Here is an 18,101-nt window from a genome sequence, read left to right as displayed (position 1 = left end):
GACTGGCACGAGAAGTGACTCGTGCTATCTGTTGCGAACCGCCCGCCCCACCTCCGACCTCAGGGTGACGAACTCCGCCAGGCCCCGGGTGGTGATCTGGTCCCGGGTGCCGGGGAGTTCGACCAGCAGGTCCAGGACGACCTTGGCGCCGGGTCCCGGGGACAGAACGACGACTCGGTCGCCCAGGTACACGCTCTCGTCGATGTCGTGGGTGACGAAGACGATCGTCGCGCCGTCCGTGCGGTGGACCTCCAGGAGGAGGTCCTCCAGGTCCTCGCGGGTCTGGGCGTCCAGGGAGCCGAAGGGTTCGTCCATGAGGAGGAGGGAGGGGCGGCAGACCAGGGCGCGGGCGATCGCCACCCGTTGCTGCATTCCGCCGGAGAGCTGCCAGGGGTGGCGGCGGGCCGCGTCGGTGAGGCCGACGCGGGCCAGGATGCGGTCGGCCTCGGCCCGGCGTTCGGCTCTCGGCAGGCCCCGGCGGCGCAGCGGGAGCGCCACGTTCTCGCGGACCGTGAGCCAGGGGTAGAGGGAGCGGGCGTAGTCCTGGAAGACCACGGCCAGGTTGTCGGGGACGCCGCGCACGGGTGTGCCGTCCAGCGCGATCGTGCCGTCGTACGTCGGCAGCAGGCCCGCGATGGTGCGCAGGAGCGTGGACTTGCCGCAGCCGGACGGGCCCACGACGCACAGGAGTTGGCCGTCCGGCACGGTGAGGGTGATGTCGTGCAGGATCTGGTGGTCGCCGTAGTGCTGACCGACCGCGTCTAGGCGGAGCATGGCTGTCCCTGGGCGGAGGTGGTGGCGGGCGTACGGGTCATACGGTCGTTGTCCTCCCCCTGCCGACGAGCCGCTTCTCGACCGCCAGCAGACCGGTGTTGAGCAGGTGGCCGAGGGCGCCGAGCAGGGCCAGCGCCGCCCAGACGGTGAGCAGGTCGGAGCGGGACTGGGCGTCGGTGAGCGTGAAGCCGATGCCGTTGGCGGTGCCCGGCAGCAGTTCCGAGAACACCATGAGGATGAGAGAGAGGGAGAGGCTCAGGCGCAGGCCGGCGAAGATGCGGGGCAGCGCGGAGGGCAGGATCAGGAAGCGGAGCCGTTCGGTCGGGGTGAGGCGCAGCACGGCGGCGACCTCGATGCGCAGCGGGTCGGTGTCGCGGGCCCCTTCGGCCGTGTTGATCAGTACCGGCCAGACGGCGCTGAAGACGATCGACGCGATCTGCATCGGCGTACCGAAGTCGAGGAGCACGACGAAGACGGGGACCAGGGCGGGCGGCGGGACGGCGCGCGCGAACTGCAGGACGGGGTTGCACAGGGCGTACACGCGCCGCGAGCGGCCGACCGCGATGCCGAGAGCGATCCCGGCGACGGCGGCGATCCCGAACCCGGCCGCCATCCGGCCGAGGCTGGGCAGGATGTCGGCCACGGCGTCCTCGGTGAGGAAGGCGTGCCGTACGGGGCCGGAGAACCAGAGGTCGCGCGCGTGCCGGGCGATCTCGGCGGGCGGCGGGAAGTAGACACTGCCGTGGGCCCGGGCGACCACCTGCCAGACGGCCACGGCGAGAGCGAGGACGAGCCAGCGGAGCAGGGCGTGGCGTACGGGGGCGGGGGCCAGGGTGCGGCGGATGGCGGGCGGGAGCAAGGAGTGGCCTAAGGAATGGCGTGCGGCGGCCGGCCGTCGGTCGGGGGACCCTGCGGATTCGGATGCGGTGGCGCGAGGCTGGTTCACTCGGGGCTCCTCGCCGCGCGAGGCGGGGAGTGCCGGGAGTGCTCGGTGCGCATCGGTCCGGGAGCCGGCGGGCGGGTCATGGGCGCGGCGCCGGGACGGCTGCCGGGCATCGCGACCGCCGGGGCCGGCTCAGGCCACGCGCCCGCTTCACTCGACGCGCCCGGCAGCGAAGGCCGAGCGCCCAGACCATGGGTTCTGCACGCGATCGCCCGCCTCGCGCCTGTGCCGAGCGCTCCCATCGGCACAGCAACCCGAGCGCCCGAGTCCACGCCAAACGGCTCACCCCGCACGGCACCCCACGCGCCCAAGCCCGCGCCCCCGCCAAGCCATCCACCCCGAACAACGCCCACCGCGCCCAGGCCACCCACCCCACCCCGGCTCACGTCACCCCACCCCCTCCGACACCGCCCCTCCCGGCCACGGCACCCCCACAGGGCCCGCCGATCACCACCCCACCGCCGCACCGCACCCCCTGGCACCCCACCCCCTCGCCTACCCGACACCCCGCCGCCCCGGCGTCCACGGAAACAACCTCCGCTCCCCCCACACCAGCACCCCGTTGATGACCAGCCCCAGTACCCCCGCCCACACCACCCCCGCCAGCACATCCCGCGTCCCGTCCGTGGCCAGGCCCGCCTGGGCGATGAAGATGCCGAGGCCCTCTCCGAAACCGGAGAGGATCTCCGTGGCCACGGCGAGGATGAGAGCGACCGCCGCCGAGATACGGATGCCGGCCGCGATGAAGGGGGCTGTGCCCGGCAGTTCGACGCGCAGGAGGACGGCCAGGCGGCCGAAGCCGAAGGCGCGGAGGGTGTCCTTGGCCAGGGGGTCGGTCTCGCCGAGGCCGTAGATGGTGTTGAAGAGGATCGGCCAGACCGACGCGTACGTCACCAGCGCGACCTTGGTCTCGGTGCCCGAGCCGAGGAGGAGGGAGACCAGGGGGATCAGCGCGACGGACGGCAGCGGACGCAGGAACTCGACGATCGCGCGCACGGCGGCGTCGACGACCGGCACACTGCCGAGGACCAGGCCGACCGGGACGGCGATGGCACAGGCCAGGGCGAGACCGAGCGCCCAGGCACGGAGCGTCGCGGCGATGCCCTCCAGGAAGAGCGCGTCGCCCGCCAACTCCACCGCGCGGGCGACGACTTCGGAGGCGGGCGGGAGATAGCTGCGCCGTACGAGACCGGCGCGGGAGACGGCCTCGCAGGCACCGAAGGCCAGCAGCACACCCAAAGCGCCCAGCAGAAGCTGCTCCTGACGGCTGCCCTTCACGTCACCACGTCACTTGACCATCAACGTCGCCGGATCGATCGGCTTCTTCAGCATCCCCTGCTTTTCCATGAGGTCGGTGAGCCGGGTGAGCTGCGCGGCGTCCATGGTGGGCGGAAAGACGGGCAGGTCGATCGACTCGGCCTGCTGCTCGGTCACCTTGGTGTACGTCGGCAAGGTGTCGCGTACGACGGACGGGTCCTCGGCCGCGATCTGCACGGCCGCCTTGATGGCCCGCTGGAACGCGGCCAGCGTCTTACCGTTCCCCTCGGCGTACTTGCTCGTGCTGATGTACCCGCTGAGGGGAAGGGCCTCCACAGGCGCGGACGAGCCGTCGACGAGCACCCTGGCCTTCAACTCGTCCTGGATGGAACTGTCGTAGGGCTCCACCGCGTGCACGGCGTCGACCTGCCCCTTGTCGAGGGCGGCCCCCATCTGCGGGAAGGGAATCGCCCGGTAGACGGGGTGCCCGACGCCCTGTTGGTCCAGGATCTCGTTGAAGGTAAGCGACTGGACGTTGTTCAGGGTGTTGACCGCGAGCTTCTTGCCCTCGAGGTCGGCGACGGTCTTGATGTCCGAGTCCTCGGGCACCAGGACCTCCATCATGCGCGGGGCCGCCCTGATCGCCTCCGCGACGATGCGGGCGTCGAGGGTGCCCTGCTCATGAGCCTGCAGATAGGTGACGTAGTTCGCGCTCGCGACCATGTCGATCTGCCCCTTGGCCAGGGCCGGCAGCGCCTGGAGGCTCTGCTGGACCTGCTGGATGCGGACGTCGAGGCCCTCCTTCTCGAACAGCCCGCGATCGCTCGCGATGTAGAGGGCGACGCAGTCGATCAGCGGCAGGGCGGCCACCCTGACGGTCTTCCGCCCCTCGGCCCCGGACGAGGAGTCCCCGTCGTCGCCACAGGCCGTGAGTGCCACCAGCATGAGGGTGGCCGCAGCGGCGGCCGCTGTCCTCGTTCCCGAGCGCAATTGGCGTAACGGCATGTCGACATGACTACCAAGCTTTTGTCATGATCACCACATACAGCACGTGAATGACGTCCCGTCAATCTGCCGGTCTCCGCCGATATGCGCCACCTTGGTCCCATGACCTCCTTCACACTCCCGCACGAGCTGCACGGCGACGGCACCCACAAGGTGTTCGCCGTGCACGGCTGGTTCGCCGACCGGTCCGCCTACGCGCCCGTCCTGCCGGACCTCGACCGCACGACCTTCACCTACGCCCTGGTCGATCTGCGCGGCTACGGCGGCGCCAAGGACGCCGTCGGTTCGTGTACGACCGCGGAGGCCGCCCTCGACCTGGTGGAACTCGCGGACCGGCTCGGCTGGGAGCGCTTCTCGGTGGTCGGTCATTCGATGGGCGGAGCGGTCGGACAGCGTCTCCTCACCGTCGCCCCGCACCGGCTGCGCAGGCTGGTCGGGGTCTCGCCGGTGCCGGCCTCGGGACTGGCGTTGCCGCCGGAGCAGTGGGGGCTGTTCGCGGACGCGGCGCACAAGCCGGAGAACCGGCGCGCCATCATCGACATCACCACCGGTGGTCACCGACCTGCCGCCTGGCTCGACCGTATGGTCGCCCGTTCGCTCGCGGTCAGCGACCAGAAGGCGTTCCGTGCCTGGCTGGACTCCTGGGCCGGAGAGGACTTCCACACCCAGGTCGAGGGCTCCCCGGTACCCGCGCTCGCCGTGGCCGGCGCCCTCGACCCGGCCTTGTCCGCCGACCTCCTCCGCCGGACGTGGATGACCTGGTATCCGCGTGCCGAGCTGCACGAACTCCCCGCCGCGGGCCACTATCCGATGGACGAGACGCCGCTGGAGCTGATCCGGGTGGTCGAGGACTTCCTGCGCGCGGACGACGGCGCGGACGGCTCGGACCGCGCGGACGAAGGCGAGCGGGTGTGACCGTCCACGACGCGGCGCCCGTCCCCGACGTCTTCGACCCCCGGCAGTACGCCACCGGCGTGCCCTACGACGCCTATCGCATCCTGCGCGACCACCATCCGGTGGCCCGGCAGGACGAGCCCGAGGTGCTGGGCTGGCCGGCCGGGCCCGGGTTCTGGGCGGTGACCCGGCACGCGGACGTGGTGCGCGTGCTCAAGGACTCGGCGACGTACTCCTCGTACATCGGGGCCACGCAGATCCGGGACCCCGACCCGGACGACCTGCCGTTCATCCGCCGCATGATGCTCAATCAGGATCCGCCGGGGCACGGGCGCCTGCGGCGGCTGGTCAGTCGGGCCTTCACCCCCGGCCGCATCGACCGTTTCACCGAGGTCGCGCGGGAACGGGCCCGATCGCTCCTCGCGCGCGCCCTGGACGAGGCCCGTGCCTCGGACGGCACCGTCGACCTGGTCACCGCCGTCACCGACGACTACGCCCTGCTCAACCTCGCCGACCTGCTCGGCGTGCCGGAGGCCGATCGCAAGCTGCTGCTGCACTGGACGCAGCGGGTGATCGGCTATCAGGACCCGGACGAGGCGGGTGCCCCGGTGCTGGACGCGGCGGGCAGGCCGGTCAATCCGCGCTCGCCCGCGATGCTGGCGGACATGTTCGGGTATGCCCGGCAACTGGCCGCGCACAAGCGGCGATACCCCGACGACGACGTCATGACCACCCTCGCCCACGACGCCGAACTCTCGCGACCTGAGCTGGAGATGTTCTTCTTCCTGCTCACGGTCGCGGGCAACGACACCGTCCGCAGCGCGGCCCCCGGCGGCCTGCTGGCACTGGCCGAGCACCCGGAGGCGTACGAGCGACTACGCGCCGGACACGCCGAACTGCCCTCGGCCGTCGATGAGTTGCTCCGCTGGCACCCGCCCGTCCTCACCTTCCGCCGCACCACCGTCGAGGACACCGAACTGGCGGGCCGACGCATCCGCGCGGGCGAGAAGGTGGTCGTCTTCCACGCCTCCGCCAACCGCGACGAACGGGTCTTCGCCGCCCCGGACCGGCTGGATCCGTCCCGAGCCCCGAACCCGCACGTGTCGTTCGGTGACGGCCCGCACGTCTGCCTGGGCGCGCACTTCGCGCGGCTGCAGCTGCGGATGCTCTACCGGGAGGCCCTGCGGGTGCTGCCGGTTCTACGGACGGCGGGTCCGCCGAGGCGGCTGGTGTCGAACTTCATCAACGGACTCAAGTCGCTGCCCGTGCGGATCACTTGAGCGCGGCCCGGTGAGCCGGTGCGGTCGTCACGTCCGTACCTGGATCAGCGCATGTGTCCCGCCGGTCCGCCACTTCTGCCCCTCCGCCGCCACCAGCGCCGCCTGCGTGCGGGTGTCCAGGCCGGTGATCACGTCGGACTTCAGGGTGCGCAGGGCGGCGACCGGGCCCGGGAAGTGGGCGGTCACCTCGGTGAACGGCGTCGTCGGCGGCCACAGTCGGTCGCCGACGAGGCGGCGGTAGTTGAGGTCACCCTTGACGATGGTGAGGGTGGCCGCGGCGAGCTCCTCGCGGAGGTCATCGGGCATCGCCGCGTACGGCAGGGGGGCGGCGGCGAAGGGGTGGGCGCGGACGGTGAGGCGGCCGTCCGTCATGGCCGTCCAGAGTACGCGGCCGTACGTCGCGGCCGCGCCCGGTGACTGAGTCAGTCGGCGCAGGGCGTCGAGCACGTCGGCGTGGGTGGCGTCGGAGACGTAGTAGGGGTACGGCTTGACATGGAGGACGGCCCGTCCGACGCGCCCCTGGGTGAGGAGGTGGGCGATGAGGAGCAGGTCGGGGACGAGTTCACGGCCCGCGTTGTCGGCGATCAGGCACAGGGTGGCCGAGCCCGAGGGCGGGAGCAGGGACCACAGGGTCTCGCTGTCGTCCGCCACCAGGGGCGGGGTGTCCGAGGAAGCCTGGTGCTGCGCGGCCGACAGACGGAATCCGAGGTCCGCGCGGTTGCCCCACAGCGACCCGTGCAGCAGCGCCCGGTCCTGCTCGTCGGCGGGCAGGTCCACGAGGGTGTCCAGGGCGGCGAGTTCCTCGTCCGTCTCGGGGGCGTCGAGTTCGGCCAGCTTGGAGGGCCGGAAGGGGTCGATGCCCTGCCAGGGGCCCGGAGTGAAGTAGCCGACGGATTCGAGGAGTTGGCGGTAGAAGTAGCTCTCCGACCACAGCCACGGTACGTCGAACCAGGACCGGCCGGTGCAGGTGCCGGCGCCCCAGGACGCCCAGCGGCCCCCGTCGTGCGCGTCGGCGGGGAGCGGTTCGATCACGCCCTTGGTGCAGTTCGCGAGGAGCGCGTCCAGCGCGCGGTGCCGCTCGGGGTCGTACGGGAACGAGTCCCGTACCTGCCGGATGATCGCGGGATGCCGCTCGGCGAGCACGCTGTGCGGGAACGAGCCGGGTTCGTTGCCGAGGAGTACGGGTGCGAGCGGGGTGTCGGACCTGTCGGGCATACGGCTCACCGTATCGCGCCTGTCATACGGCTCTGATCTCCCGCTCCAGCTGCGTCGCGAGCGCGAGATAGCGGGCCCGGCGGGGTACCGGGACCAAGCCGCGGATCATGAGGTGCCACATCTCGGCCACCCTGCGGGGCTGGCGTGCGACGGGTTCGAGGGAGCGGCCGACGACGCGGGTGCCGACGAAGAAGCAGACGAGGGAGTGCGCCGCGGCCTCGGCGTCGACGTCCGGATGGATGTCGGACTCCTTGGCGGCGCCCAGGAGTTTGCGGGTGGTGATGTCCAGCAGCTCGGTGTAGGGGTGCCGCAGGGGCGGCCGTATCACCACTCCCCCTGTGGCCAGGCGCAGGCCGGCCCGGGGTATCGGCCCTTCTACGGACAGACGCGTGATGCCGAACGTCGTGCGTATCAGGGCCTCCAGCGAGGAGTAGCCCCTGGCGTCCATCTCGGTCGCCACCTGACGGGAGGCTCTGGACTGGAGCTCCAGGATGGCCTGGGCGAGGTCCTCCTTCGCCGCGAAGTGGAAGTACAGGGCGCCCTTGGTGACTTGGGCCTGCTCGACGATGTCGCTGAGGCTGGTCGATTCATAGCCGTGACGGTCGAACAGTTCGGCGGCGGCTGTGAGGATCGTGGTGCGGGTCTGTTCGGCGCGTAACTGCCTCACCATCGGCTGGACTCTCCTGGGACGGAAAGGAACGGGTCATGCCGTTTGTTTCTCACTCTCCGCACACGATATCTCACCACCCCTCGGTTCCCACCTCGCACTCGAAAACCGTCGACTCTCCCTGCCGTCCCAGGACTTGGACGCCGTCGCCGTTCGCACTCTCCCCGTCGACCGCCTCTATCCAGGTGAGCTGGTCGAGTTCGGCGTACTGATGGAAGACGGCATGGAACGAGGCGGGCCGCCGTCGGCCGTTCCGCGTACGGGCCCGTGCGGCCTGGCGGGCGGCCTCCAGCAGCAGCATTCCGGGCACATGATCGAGGGGATGGTCGAAGAAAACAGCATGCGCGGTATCAACTCGCAGCTGCCAGCGGCCCGGTCGGCCGGTCGGGGCGAGGACGACGTCCGCGGGGAGGGCGCGGTCCACCGCGGCGGGTGGCAGACCGGGCGGGATGGGCAGCGCGGACACGGTGGTCGCGGTGCGCCCGCCGCGCAGCCGGCGGTAGACCGCTTCGTTCGTCCAGGTGACGGCCAGGTGCCCGGTCGCGACGCGTTCACCACCGAGCCGTATGTCCGCGTCGCAGCGGAATCCGGCCGGGCGGCCGGCGCGGTGGTCGACGTCGGAGACGGCGATGTGGAGGACGGGTTCGGCGGGCACGGCGCCGACGGCCAGACACTCCGGGCGGGTGCTGATCCTCAGTTCCCTGAGCACGAACTGGTGGCCCAGGGGGACGTCGTAGGCGGTGTGCGCGAGGAGCGCGGCGGTCTGGCGGACGGTCTCCGCGACCAGGAGCGGCTCATACGCCGACCGGTCCGGCGACACGTGTAACTGATGAGCTCGCGGCCACTGGGCGAAGACGGCGAACCGGTCGGTGCCGGTGCTGGTCGCGCCGGTGAGAAACGTTTCGGCGACGGAGGCTCGGTGGACCAGCTGACGGGGTACGGTGGCGGTCAGGCCGTCCGTCGCCCTCGGCGTCTCGGTGAGCGGGATCGTGGCGAATTGCCGCGGATGAGGCATGTCCCCTCCTTGGGTCCCCCGTATGTGCGTGAACAGACGGCGAGGTGCCCGTGCCGCGAGCGTTAGAGTACGAGGCGACCGGTTTGTTTTCAATGCGGCCTCGGGTCGCCCGACCGTGCCCGAACCGCTCCGGCGCACGCCGGACGCAGAGGTCAACTCGGTGCAGCGGAGGGGCTGTTATGGCGAGGCAGGAGCGCGCCATCAGAACGCGGAAGGTCATCCTGGAGGCCGCGGGCGCGGTCTTCGACGAGCACGGGTACACCGCGACGACCATCGCGATGGTCCTGGAGCGGGCCGAGGTGACCAAGGGCGCCCTGTATTTCCACTTCCCCTCGAAGGAATCCCTCGCCCAGGCCGTGCTGGACGAGCAGCTGTCGCTCGGCGCGGTGCCACCGCAGCCGTGCAAGCTGCAGGAACTCGTCGACATCACCTTCGTGTTCGGGCAGCGGCTGCTCAGCAACTCGCTGCTCAAGGGAAGTGTGCGGCTGGCGGTGGACCAGAGCGGACCGCCCGGCGTCGATCACTCCGGGCCGTTCCGGCAGTGGGCGGACCATCTGCTCGGGATACTCGAACGCGCCCGCGCCCAGGGCGAGTTGCTGCCCACGGTGCAGCCCCGGCAGACGGTGGAGCTGGTGGTCGGCGCGTTCGCGGGCATCCAGCTGATGTCCCGGGCGCTGAACGACCGCGACGATCTCGCGGAGCGGATATCGGTCCTGTGGGGACACCTCCTGCCGAGCATCGCGCTCCCCGGCCTGCTGACCGGCATCGACCGGGAGCCCGATCGCGGGGCGCGCGTGCTGGCCGCCCTCGACGCCGCGGAGTTCGAACCGGTCGCCATGGATCTGTCCGCACGCTGAGTACACGACACCGACCGGACCGACGGTTTCCGCCGGGCCGGCCGGTGGCCGAAAAGCTCTCGACATACGACGGGCCGGCCGATGCCCCATCCGCACCGGCCGGCCCGCCCGCTTGTGGTACGCGCCCGCTCAGGGCACGCGTTCAGTCGTCGGTCGTCACGACTGTCGTCAGAAGGTCAGCTTCCAGCTGTTGAGCGTGCCCGTGTCCTGGGCCGCCGTGTCCTGGACGCGCAGCTTCCAGGTGCCGTTGGCGGTCTCGCTGGAGGCGTTGACCGTGTAGGTGGTCTTGACGTTGTCCGCGGAGTCCGAGGAGCTGGCGGACTTCAGACGGTAGGCCGTACCGTCCGGCGCCACCAGGTCGATGACCAGGTCACCGCGGTAGGTGTGGGTGATGTCCACGCCGACCTGGAGGGCCGACGGGGCGTTGCCGCTGCGGCCGCTGACGGCGATGGAGGACTCGATCGCGGAGCCGTTGTCCGGGACGGAGACGGCGGAGGTGCTGGTGAAGGTGGTGCCCCCCGTGGAGCCGCCGGAGCTGCCGCTCACCGCCTGCACCGTCTTGGCCGCGTCCGCCAGACCCGCGCCGCAGCCGCCCGAGCAGGTACCCGGCAGCGCACGCGAGTTGGTCTTGATCGCGGACTCGATCTGCGCCGGGGTCAGCGACGCGTTGGCCGACTTCATCACTGCGGCCAGGCCCGCGATGTGCGGGGCCGCCATGCTGGTGCCCTGGTAGTAGTCGTAGCTCTCGGAGGACGGGCCCTGCGTGCCGGAGTTCAGCGTGGACAGGATGCCACTGGAGGTCACCGAGTTGGTCTCGCCGCCCGGGGCCGCGATGTCCACGACCGTTCCGAAGTTGGAGTAGTAGGAGCGGTTCCCCTGGCGGTCGGAGGCGGCCACGCTGATGACGTTGCTGCAGCTGGCCGGCGAGTAGTTGGCGGCGTTCGCGTTGCTGTTGCCCGCCGCGACGACGACCGTCGTGCCACGGTTCACGGCCGCGTTGATGGCGCTCTGGGTGGCGGTCGTGCAGGCACCGCCACCGCCGAGGCTCATGTTGATGACCTTGGCGACGTTGGTGTTCGCCGGGACGCCGGAGACCGTGCCGCCGGACGCCCAGGTGATGGCGTCGATGATGTCGGAGTCGAAGCCGCCGCACTTGCCGAGGACACGCAGCGGGGAGACCTTCGCGCCGTGCGCGATGCCCGCGACGCCCTTGCTGTTGTTGGTGACGGCGGCGATGGTGCCCGCGACGTGGGTGCCGTGCCAGGAGGAGTCGGAGGCCGGGTCGCCCGCCTGGCACTCGTTGGCGGCGGTCCAGTCGCCCGTGTCGGCCGGGTTGCTGTCGCGGCCGTTGCCGTCGTTGCCGACCTTGGCGTCGGAGATGAAGTCGTAGCCCGCGACGATGTTGGCGCCGAGGTCGGAGTGGGAGACGTAACCGGTGTCGATGACGGCGACGGTGACCCCGCTGCCGGTGGCGACGTCCCAGGCTCCCGGCACGTTCATGCCCGCGGTCGTCTCGAACAGGTCCCACTGCTTGCTGTACTCGGTGTCGTTGGGGGTGGCCAGCGGCTTGTTCAGCCGGTCCGGTACGACGTAGGCGACCTGCGGGTCGGCCCGGTACTCGGCGACGACGTCGGCGACATCGGCCTTGGTGAGGTTCTCGCCCAGGTCGACGAGGGCGGCGCCGGAGCCGAGGCGGCGCTGGAAGTCGAGGTCCTCGCCGGCCTCCTTGCCCTTGGCGGCGGCGTCCGCCTCGGCGGCCTTGTTCGACTTGGCCTCGCTGGCGCCGGACTTGTAGCCGACGATGAGGCGCTCGGCCGGGGTGCCGGGGGCGGCCTCGGTCTGGGCCGCCGGGACGGGGGCGGTGGCCTGCGGGGCTGCGGTGTCCTGGGCCACGGCGACGGTGGTGGCGGCCGTGAACAGCGCGGCGGAGACGGCGGCGACGGATATCAGCTTCCGTCTCATGGATGCAGAGGTACGCAAGGGGCTTGCCTTTCGTGGCCGGCCGTACTCCGGGCAGCGCGGAGCGGCGGTCGATTTCGCTTCGTCGTCGAAGCGGCGGGGGGTACGCCGGAAGGCGGGTGGGGTGGTGCGCAGTGCAGGTGGGGGTGGTGCGAAGTGCGGGGGCGCGGCGGCCGGCCTGGCGCGAGCTACGACCCGTTCGGGGTTACCTGTGGGTCAGCTGTGGTCGAACAATAGGCAAAGGAAAGGTCACCGGGATACAGGGGAAACCCTCGATCCGGCCGGAAACCCACCCTCTACGTAGGACGGCTGACCGGTAATGCCGGACTTTGACCGGCTCGTCGCGCAGTGAACGCGCCGGGCCGGTTTCCCGTACTGCACGAGGACCCTTCCCGCACCGGCCGAGGAGACGTTCCGGATGCCCCGGATGCCCTGGATGAGATCGCACCGCACCGCCCTGGCGGCCACCGCCGTCACACCTTTGCTGCTCACGGTGTGGGCGACGGGCCCGGCCCATGCGCACGGTGCGCCGACCGATCCGGTCAGTCGGGTGTACGGCTGCTCCCCCGACGGCGGCAGCGCGTCCCGGTCGGCGGCCTGCCGGGCGGCGGTCGCGTCGAACGGCCAACCCTTCACGGCCTGGGACAACCTTCGGATCGCGAATGTGAACGGACGGGACCGGCAGGTCGTCCCCGACGGGCAGCTGTGCAGCGGCGGACTGCCGGCCTACCGGGGCCTCGACCTCGCCCGCGCCGACTGGCCGACGACCCGGCTGACGCCCGGCACCACCCTGACGATGCGGTACGTCTCGACGATCCCGCACACCGGCACCTTCAAGCTCTACCTCACCAAGCCCGGATACGACCCGACGAAGCCGCTGACCTGGTCCGACCTCCCGGAGAAGCCGTTCGCGCAGGTGTCGGACCCGGCATTGACGGACGGGGCGTACCGGATCAGGGCGACGCTGCCGTCCGACCGGGCCGGGCGCCATGTGCTGTACACGATCTGGCAGAACAGCAGCACGCCGGACACGTACTACTCGTGCTCGGACGTGGTGTTCCCGGCGAGCGAGAGCGGGAGCGGGGGCGGGGGCGAGAGCGGGGCCGGCGAGGAGAGCGGCGGCGGGGGCACGGCTTCGGCCACCGCGAACGCGAACCGCGGCAACGGCCGTACGTCCGCGGACCCTTCACCGGCGACCGAGTCGGCGAGCAAGGCGGGTACGACCGCTTCCCCGACGGCTCCCTCCCCGTCCGGCCCCGCGACCCCGGGCACTCCGGAGGGCGCCACGCCCGACAGCACGCCGGTGGCGTCCACCGGCGGCACGGGCACGGGACCCTCTACGCCTCTACTGGCGGGCGGCGCCGCCGCGGTGCTGGTGCTCACCGGGGGCGCCGCCCTGGCGCTGCGGTTGCGTCGGAGGTGAACTCCGCCGCTGCGTACCTCAGTTGACGTACACCGCCTCGCCGCTGCCCGTCACCGGGGCGTACTTGGCGGTGAAGTAGCCGTTGGCGAAGCAGAGGGACGAGCCGGAGACCTTGGCGAACGGCGCACTGGCGAAGTTGATCGTGTTGTCGTCGTTGCTCGCCGTACCGGACAGGCTGGGGGCCTGGTAGACGCAGTTGATGCTGCCCAGCAGGGTCCGCAGGCGGACCGTCGTCTGGATGGTGGACCCCTCGGTCGGGGTGACGGTGACGGTGCCGTCGGAGGTCACGGCGGCGCTGTACGGCAGATTGTCGACCGTGATGCTGGTGACGCCGAGGACGCCGACCACGTTGGTGGTGCAGCTCGCGGCGTCGAAGGTGTGCGCCGAGACCGACTCCGTCGCCGTCCCGGGCGCGCTGGGGTTGTCCGTCACAGTGGCCGTGAACTGCGACGACGTGCAGGAGATGCCGCTCGTGCCGGTCGCGCTGGAGTAGAACGTGGCGGCGGTGCCGCTCGCCAGCGGCGCGGTGAGGACCTCGCCGACCGCGACCGCCGTACCGCCGACGGAGCCGGTGGTGAGAACGGTGCCGTCGGCCGCGGACGCGGGGGCGGCCATGGGGAGGGTGAGGGCGGCGACGGTGCCGGCGAGGGTGAGGAAGGTGCGTGCGCGCATGCGGGTGTACCTCGTCTTTCATTGCAGGGGTGTGCCCTGACGGCCTGAGGGCCCAGGGGGTTCGGGGAGTCGGTGGGGGGCGCGAGTCGGTGTGTGCCGTTGCCGGTCCGTGACGCCTTCTCCGTACGGCACGGACCGGCAACGGCGGGGGGCGGCCGGCACGGACCGAGGGGGGAAGCGACCGTGGCGGCGCCGTGGAGTGATCTCGCGAAAAGGAAATGTGAAGGACAACAGGTCCGGGAACGCGGGCAGAGGCCGCGCGGCGACGGATCCGGCGCCACGGATCCAGGGGGATTCAGGGAGAGTTGTAAACCTGAGTGTCTGTCAACGTCAAGGAGTTGCGGGGGAGTTGGCGTTCCTGCGGACACTTCCCGAGGTCCCCGGCTGCCCATGAGTCACAGGTGACGCACAACCAACACCCTTTTTCCACAACTGCCTTGACCCTCGACTGTAACCACCGGTAACTTCCCGGCTGGCTACTGCGGAGTACGAGAAAGCCCTTGCACCCGCCGGGAGTTGCGAGGGGCGTGCGCCGTGGGCGCTGTCCGCGCCAGGACAACGTGCCGCTGATGCCCTACCCGCACTTTCATGCACCTGGGAGCAGTTATGGCCTCGTCCTCGGACGTCACCTCGTCCGCCGACAACTTCCCCGAGAACCCGGAAAGCGGTTCCGGGTCCGAAGCGTCCGACACCACCGACGGCCCCGCCAGACGCGGGCGGGTCCGGGCGCGCCGGGCCGCCGTGATGGCGGTGCCGGCCACCCTCGTCGCCGGCGCCCTCGCGGTCCTCACCGCCGAAGGCGCGCTGGGCGTGCAGTTCGCCATCTCCGGCATGCCCTTCACGGTCACCGCGACCGAGCTCAACGGCACCGGGTTCGAGCAGTTCGGCGGGCTCGACAACATGGCGCCGGGCAGTCCCAACGCGGGGGACACCGGCGGGCAGGTGCTGGTCGTCACGTCCGCGATCAAGAACGCGACGCTCACGAAGCTGTGCCAGAGCGTCGACCTCGGCGGTACGAACCTGCTCATCACCGCGGGCGGTGGTTCCGAGAAGGTGACGGCGAGCGATCTGACCACCGACTCCACCGAGCTGTCGGGTGACGCGGCGTTCACCAACATCGAGATCGGCAACGACGCGAGTACGTTGACCAAGGCCGGGGTGAAGGGGCCGATCGGGGTCTTCAGTCAGCAGGCGGACACCGTGCGCATCGCCAACCTGCGGCAGACGAACTATGCGACGACGGCGGCTGTCTTCAGGCTTCCGGGTCTGAAGCTTCGCTTCAGCAGTACGGGTTGCTGATGAGGGAGCGTGCGGGTTTCCGGTCGGCCTTCCGTCGTTGGCGGGCTGACCGGCCGTTCTGGGGTGGGCTGTTGCTCGCGCTGGGCGGGGCGGAGATTCTGCTGACCATGAAGGCGTCGATGAAGGTCGTTCTTCATGTCGGGATGCAGGGGCTGGCGGGGTATCTGCTGCCTGCCCTCATGGTGGTGCTCGGGCTGCTGATTCTGTTCAATCCGGCGCAGCGGCTCTTCTACTCGATCACTGGGGTTCTGGTCGCTCTGGGGACCTGGCCCACGTCGAATCTGGGCGGGTTCTTCGTAGGCCTCCTGCTGGGGGTCGTCGGAAGTTCCCTTGCCTTTGGGTGGCTGCCGGATCAGGAGCCGCGTCGGCGGCGGGGCCGGGGACGGGGCCGGGATGACGTTGCGGTGTCGGCCGCTCAACAGGCTGGGGAGCCCGCCTGAACCGGGCTTCTCGATCCGCCGCCGGGGCGAGTGGGCGGTGGTTGTGTCGCCGGAGCACCGTGGGGGGCCAGTGGGTTTGGCGGGTGCGGGTGAGTGGGGGCTGGTCGCGCAGTTCCCCGCGCCCCTGGGGTGGGATGCCGGCCGTCGGCCGGCGAGTGGCCCTGGGTTGGGGTGCCGAACCACCGACCTCCCAGGACCCCCGGGGTTGGCATGCCGAACCATCAGCTTCCCAGCCCTCCCCCAGCGATACGCATGCCCGCCCAACTTCCCTGCCCCGCCAGCACATTGGCAGACTGAGTCGGTCCGTCGTCCGTGTCCCGGAGGCCTCATGTGTGCCGAACGCATTGACACCGAGATCGCCCACTCCGCCCGCATCTACGACTACATCCTCGGCGGCAAGGACCACTACCCGGCCGACCGGGAAGCGGGTGATGCCATGGCGCGCGAGTGGCCCGCGTTGCCCGTTCATATGCGGGCCAACCGGGACTTCATGAATCGGGCCGTGCGGTACCTCGTCGAGGAGGCGGGGATACGGCAGTTCCTCGACATCGGGTCCGGGATTCCGACGTCGCCCAACATTCATGAGATCGCCCAGTCGGTCGCCCCTCAGTCGCGGGTCGTGTACGTCGACAACGATCCGCTCGTACTCGCGCTGTCGCAGGGGTCGTTGTCGAGCACGCCCGAGGGGAGGACGGCGTACCTCGAGGCCGACATGCTCGATCCGGCGGCCGTGCTCGACGCCCCGGCGTTCCGCGAGACCCTCGATCTCGGGGAGCCGGTCGCGCTCACCGTCATCGCGATCGTGCACTTCCTGCTGGACGAGCACGACGCGGTGGGGATCGTGCGGCGGCTGATCGAGCCCTTGCCCGCGGGCAGTTGCCTCGCGATGTCCATCGGCACCGCCGAGTTCGCGCCGGAGGAGGTGGGTCGGGTCGCCCGGGAGTACGCGGCCCGGGGCATGCCGATGCGGTTGCGCACCCGCGCCGAGGCCGAGGAATTCTTCACCGGTCTGGACCTTGTCGATCCCGGCATCGTGCAGGTGCACAGGTGGCGACCGGACGGAACGGGCACCGAGGTGATCCGGGACGAGGACATCGCGATGTACGGGGCGGTGGCACGCAAGCCGAGTTGACCCGGTTCGCTCGCGCGAGCAGCGGGCGTGGGCCGGCCCTCGGTCCGCCTCCCGCCAGCGGTTCATCACGATGTGGCAGCAACGACTCACGCCGAGTGGTTGCGCACTTGACTACCGGTGGTCACACGCGATTGGCTCCGGCTCAGCGAGAGTTCACCAGGTCGGCGCACTCCCGTGCGGCGTCGGCCGTACTCTCGTTCGTTCCTCCGGCTCGGCCGCACAGCGAGGTGCCGCACCCTCATGAAGACTCCGCCCCCCTCCTCCGCTTTCGCTCGCATCGCGGCCCTGACGGCCGTCGCCTGTCTGCTGCTGGCCGGTTGCTCCGCCATCGGCGGGACCGACGACGCGTCGGGTGCGGAGGCGGCGGGCACCTCAGGGATGAAGATCACCCTCATCACCCACGGCGGCGACGGTGACGCCTTCTGGGAACTCGTACGCAAGGGTGCCCAGGTGGCGGCCGCCAAGGACGGCGTCGACCTGACCTACGCGCACGACGACGACCCGGCGGGCCAGGCCGAGCTGATGCGGGACGCGATCCGGCAGAAGGCCGACGGCATCGCGGTGACCCTGGCCAAGCCGTCGGCGATGGCGGGCCCGGTCGCCGAGGCGCGGGCCGCCGGCATCCCCGTGGTCGGCCTCAACTCCGGTATGGACCAGTGGCAGTCCGCGGGACTGCTGGGGTACTTCGGTCAGAACGAGAGCGTCGCGGGCACGGTCGTCGGCAACAGGCTCGACGGCCTCAAGGCCAAGCACGCCCTCTGTGTCATCCACGAGCGCGGCAACGTCGCCCTGGAGGCGCGCTGCGCCGGGGTGAAGAAGGGGTTCGGCGGCGAGACCGAGATGCTCTATGTGGAGGGCACCGACATGGACGCGGCGGCCGCCGCCATCACGGACCGGCTGCGGCAGGACTCCAGCATCGACGAAGTGGTCACGCTGGGCGCGCAGTTCGCACTCACGGCGGTCGACGCGGCCAAGAAGGCGGGCAGCGACGCCCGGGTCGCGACCTTCGACCTCAACAGCGAGCTGGTCAAGGCCGTCAAGGACGGCGAGGTCCAGTTCGCGGTGGACCAGCAGCCCTATCTCCAGGGCTACCTGGCCGTGGACTCGCTCTGGCTCTACAAGACCAACGGCAACACCCTCGGCGGCGGCGAGGCGCCCGTGCTCACCGGTCCCGCGCTCGTCTCGAAGGCCAATGTGGCCTCGGTGACGAGGTTCGCGGCCAATGGGACGCGCTGAGCGGACGGTCCGTACAACGGTGTCGCCAAAGAT

Annotated in this window: 17 protein-coding genes; 8 read left to right on the top strand and 9 right to left on the bottom strand. The window is 70.8% G+C overall.

The window, feature by feature from the left end:
- Positions 1 to 24: 24 nt before the first annotated feature.
- The 4 genes from ACTMVF_RS12695 to ACTMVF_RS12680 all read right to left on the bottom strand — a co-directional run bounded on the left by ACTMVF_RS12695 (position 25) and on the right by ACTMVF_RS12680 (position 3,919).
- Positions 25 to 774 carry an ABC transporter ATP-binding protein gene (locus tag ACTMVF_RS12695; protein ID WP_441271080.1) on the bottom strand — a complete coding sequence of 250 codons (750 nt, stop codon included), beginning with the start codon at positions 772 to 774 and terminating at the stop codon, positions 25 to 27.
- A 37-nt stretch (positions 775 to 811) separates the two neighbouring features.
- Positions 812 to 1,633 (bottom strand): ABC transporter permease, encoded by an 822-nt coding sequence (locus ACTMVF_RS12690; RefSeq protein WP_441271079.1) that lies wholly within the window; start codon positions 1,631 to 1,633, stop codon positions 812 to 814.
- Positions 1,634 to 2,212: 579 nt separating this feature from the next.
- On the bottom strand, positions 2,213 to 2,995 hold the full coding sequence (locus tag ACTMVF_RS12685) for an ABC transporter permease (RefSeq protein ID WP_441271078.1): 783 nt from the start codon (positions 2,993 to 2,995) through the stop codon (positions 2,213 to 2,215).
- A gap of 9 nt (positions 2,996 to 3,004) precedes the next feature.
- Positions 3,005 to 3,919, bottom strand: coding sequence for an ABC transporter substrate-binding protein (locus tag ACTMVF_RS12680; RefSeq protein ID WP_441271349.1), 915 nt, complete (start codon positions 3,917 to 3,919; stop codon positions 3,005 to 3,007).
- A 162-nt stretch (positions 3,920 to 4,081) separates the two neighbouring features.
- Here ACTMVF_RS12680 and ACTMVF_RS12675 point away from each other — a divergent pair, with 162 nt between their 5' ends.
- Positions 4,082 to 4,894: an alpha/beta fold hydrolase gene (locus ACTMVF_RS12675; RefSeq protein WP_441271077.1), complete on the top strand. Its 813-nt coding sequence runs from the start codon at positions 4,082 to 4,084 to the stop codon at positions 4,892 to 4,894.
- A complete protein-coding gene (locus ACTMVF_RS12670) occupies positions 4,891 to 6,153 on the top strand; it encodes a cytochrome P450 (RefSeq protein ID WP_441271076.1) in 1,263 nt (420 codons plus the stop codon). The genes ACTMVF_RS12675 and ACTMVF_RS12670 overlap by 4 nt, the downstream gene beginning before the upstream one ends.
- Positions 6,154 to 6,180: 27 nt before the next feature.
- Here the strand turns inward: ACTMVF_RS12670 and ACTMVF_RS12665 are convergent, their stop codons facing one another.
- The 3 genes from ACTMVF_RS12665 to ACTMVF_RS12655 form a co-directional block, all read right to left on the bottom strand.
- On the bottom strand, positions 6,181 to 7,368 hold the full coding sequence (locus ACTMVF_RS12665) for a damage-control phosphatase ARMT1 family protein (RefSeq protein ID WP_441271075.1): 1,188 nt from the start codon (positions 7,366 to 7,368) through the stop codon (positions 6,181 to 6,183).
- 22 nt (positions 7,369 to 7,390) lie between these two features.
- A complete protein-coding gene (locus ACTMVF_RS12660) occupies positions 7,391 to 8,038 on the bottom strand; it encodes a ScbR family autoregulator-binding transcription factor (protein ID WP_441271074.1) in 648 nt (215 codons plus the stop codon).
- A gap of 70 nt (positions 8,039 to 8,108) precedes the next feature.
- The gene (locus ACTMVF_RS12655) at positions 8,109 to 9,050 is read right to left on the bottom strand and encodes a ScbA/BarX family gamma-butyrolactone biosynthesis protein (RefSeq protein ID WP_441271073.1); all 942 of its coding nucleotides are present in this window, start codon (positions 9,048 to 9,050) and stop codon (positions 8,109 to 8,111) included.
- Between the two features lie 179 nt (positions 9,051 to 9,229).
- Between ACTMVF_RS12655 and ACTMVF_RS12650 the strand changes: the two genes are divergently transcribed.
- Positions 9,230 to 9,907: a ScbR family autoregulator-binding transcription factor gene (locus tag ACTMVF_RS12650; RefSeq protein WP_441271072.1), complete on the top strand. Its 678-nt coding sequence runs from the start codon at positions 9,230 to 9,232 to the stop codon at positions 9,905 to 9,907.
- 168 nt (positions 9,908 to 10,075) lie between these two features.
- On the opposite strand, the gene ACTMVF_RS12645 is transcribed toward ACTMVF_RS12650, so the two are convergent.
- Entirely contained in the window at positions 10,076 to 11,869 is a 1,794-nt protein-coding gene (locus ACTMVF_RS12645) for a S8 family peptidase (RefSeq protein ID WP_441271071.1), read from the bottom strand.
- A gap of 424 nt (positions 11,870 to 12,293) precedes the next feature.
- Between ACTMVF_RS12645 and ACTMVF_RS12640 the strand changes: the two genes are divergently transcribed.
- Positions 12,294 to 13,289, top strand: coding sequence for a lytic polysaccharide monooxygenase auxiliary activity family 9 protein (locus tag ACTMVF_RS12640; RefSeq protein WP_441271070.1), 996 nt, complete (start codon positions 12,294 to 12,296; stop codon positions 13,287 to 13,289).
- Between the two features lie 18 nt (positions 13,290 to 13,307).
- Here the strand turns inward: ACTMVF_RS12640 and ACTMVF_RS12635 are convergent, their stop codons facing one another.
- Entirely contained in the window at positions 13,308 to 13,961 is a 654-nt protein-coding gene (locus ACTMVF_RS12635; protein WP_441271069.1) for a Tat pathway signal sequence domain protein, read from the bottom strand.
- Between the two features lie 606 nt (positions 13,962 to 14,567).
- On the opposite strand from ACTMVF_RS12635, the gene ACTMVF_RS12630 reads away from it, so the two are divergent.
- From ACTMVF_RS12630 to ACTMVF_RS12615, 4 genes are all read left to right on the top strand, one after another.
- A complete protein-coding gene (locus ACTMVF_RS12630; RefSeq protein ID WP_441271068.1) occupies positions 14,568 to 15,260 on the top strand; it encodes a DUF6230 family protein in 693 nt (230 codons plus the stop codon).
- Positions 15,260 to 15,700, top strand: a complete 441-nt coding sequence (locus ACTMVF_RS12625) for a DUF6114 domain-containing protein (RefSeq protein WP_441271067.1) — start codon at positions 15,260 to 15,262, stop codon at positions 15,698 to 15,700. The genes ACTMVF_RS12630 and ACTMVF_RS12625 overlap by 1 nt, the downstream gene beginning before the upstream one ends.
- Before the next feature lie 328 nt (positions 15,701 to 16,028).
- A complete protein-coding gene (locus ACTMVF_RS12620; protein WP_441271066.1) occupies positions 16,029 to 16,832 on the top strand; it encodes an SAM-dependent methyltransferase in 804 nt (267 codons plus the stop codon).
- A gap of 240 nt (positions 16,833 to 17,072) precedes the next feature.
- Positions 17,073 to 18,068, top strand: coding sequence for a substrate-binding domain-containing protein (locus ACTMVF_RS12615; protein WP_441271065.1), 996 nt, complete (start codon positions 17,073 to 17,075; stop codon positions 18,066 to 18,068).
- Positions 18,069 to 18,101: the final 33 nt, after the last annotated feature.

This window comes from Streptomyces sp. SD31, from assembly GCF_052068475.1.
Classification (GTDB): domain Bacteria; phylum Actinomycetota; class Actinomycetes; order Streptomycetales; family Streptomycetaceae; genus Streptomyces.
The sequence above is the reverse complement of the archived record's forward strand: the minus strand, read 5'-3'. Positions and strand labels throughout refer to the sequence as shown.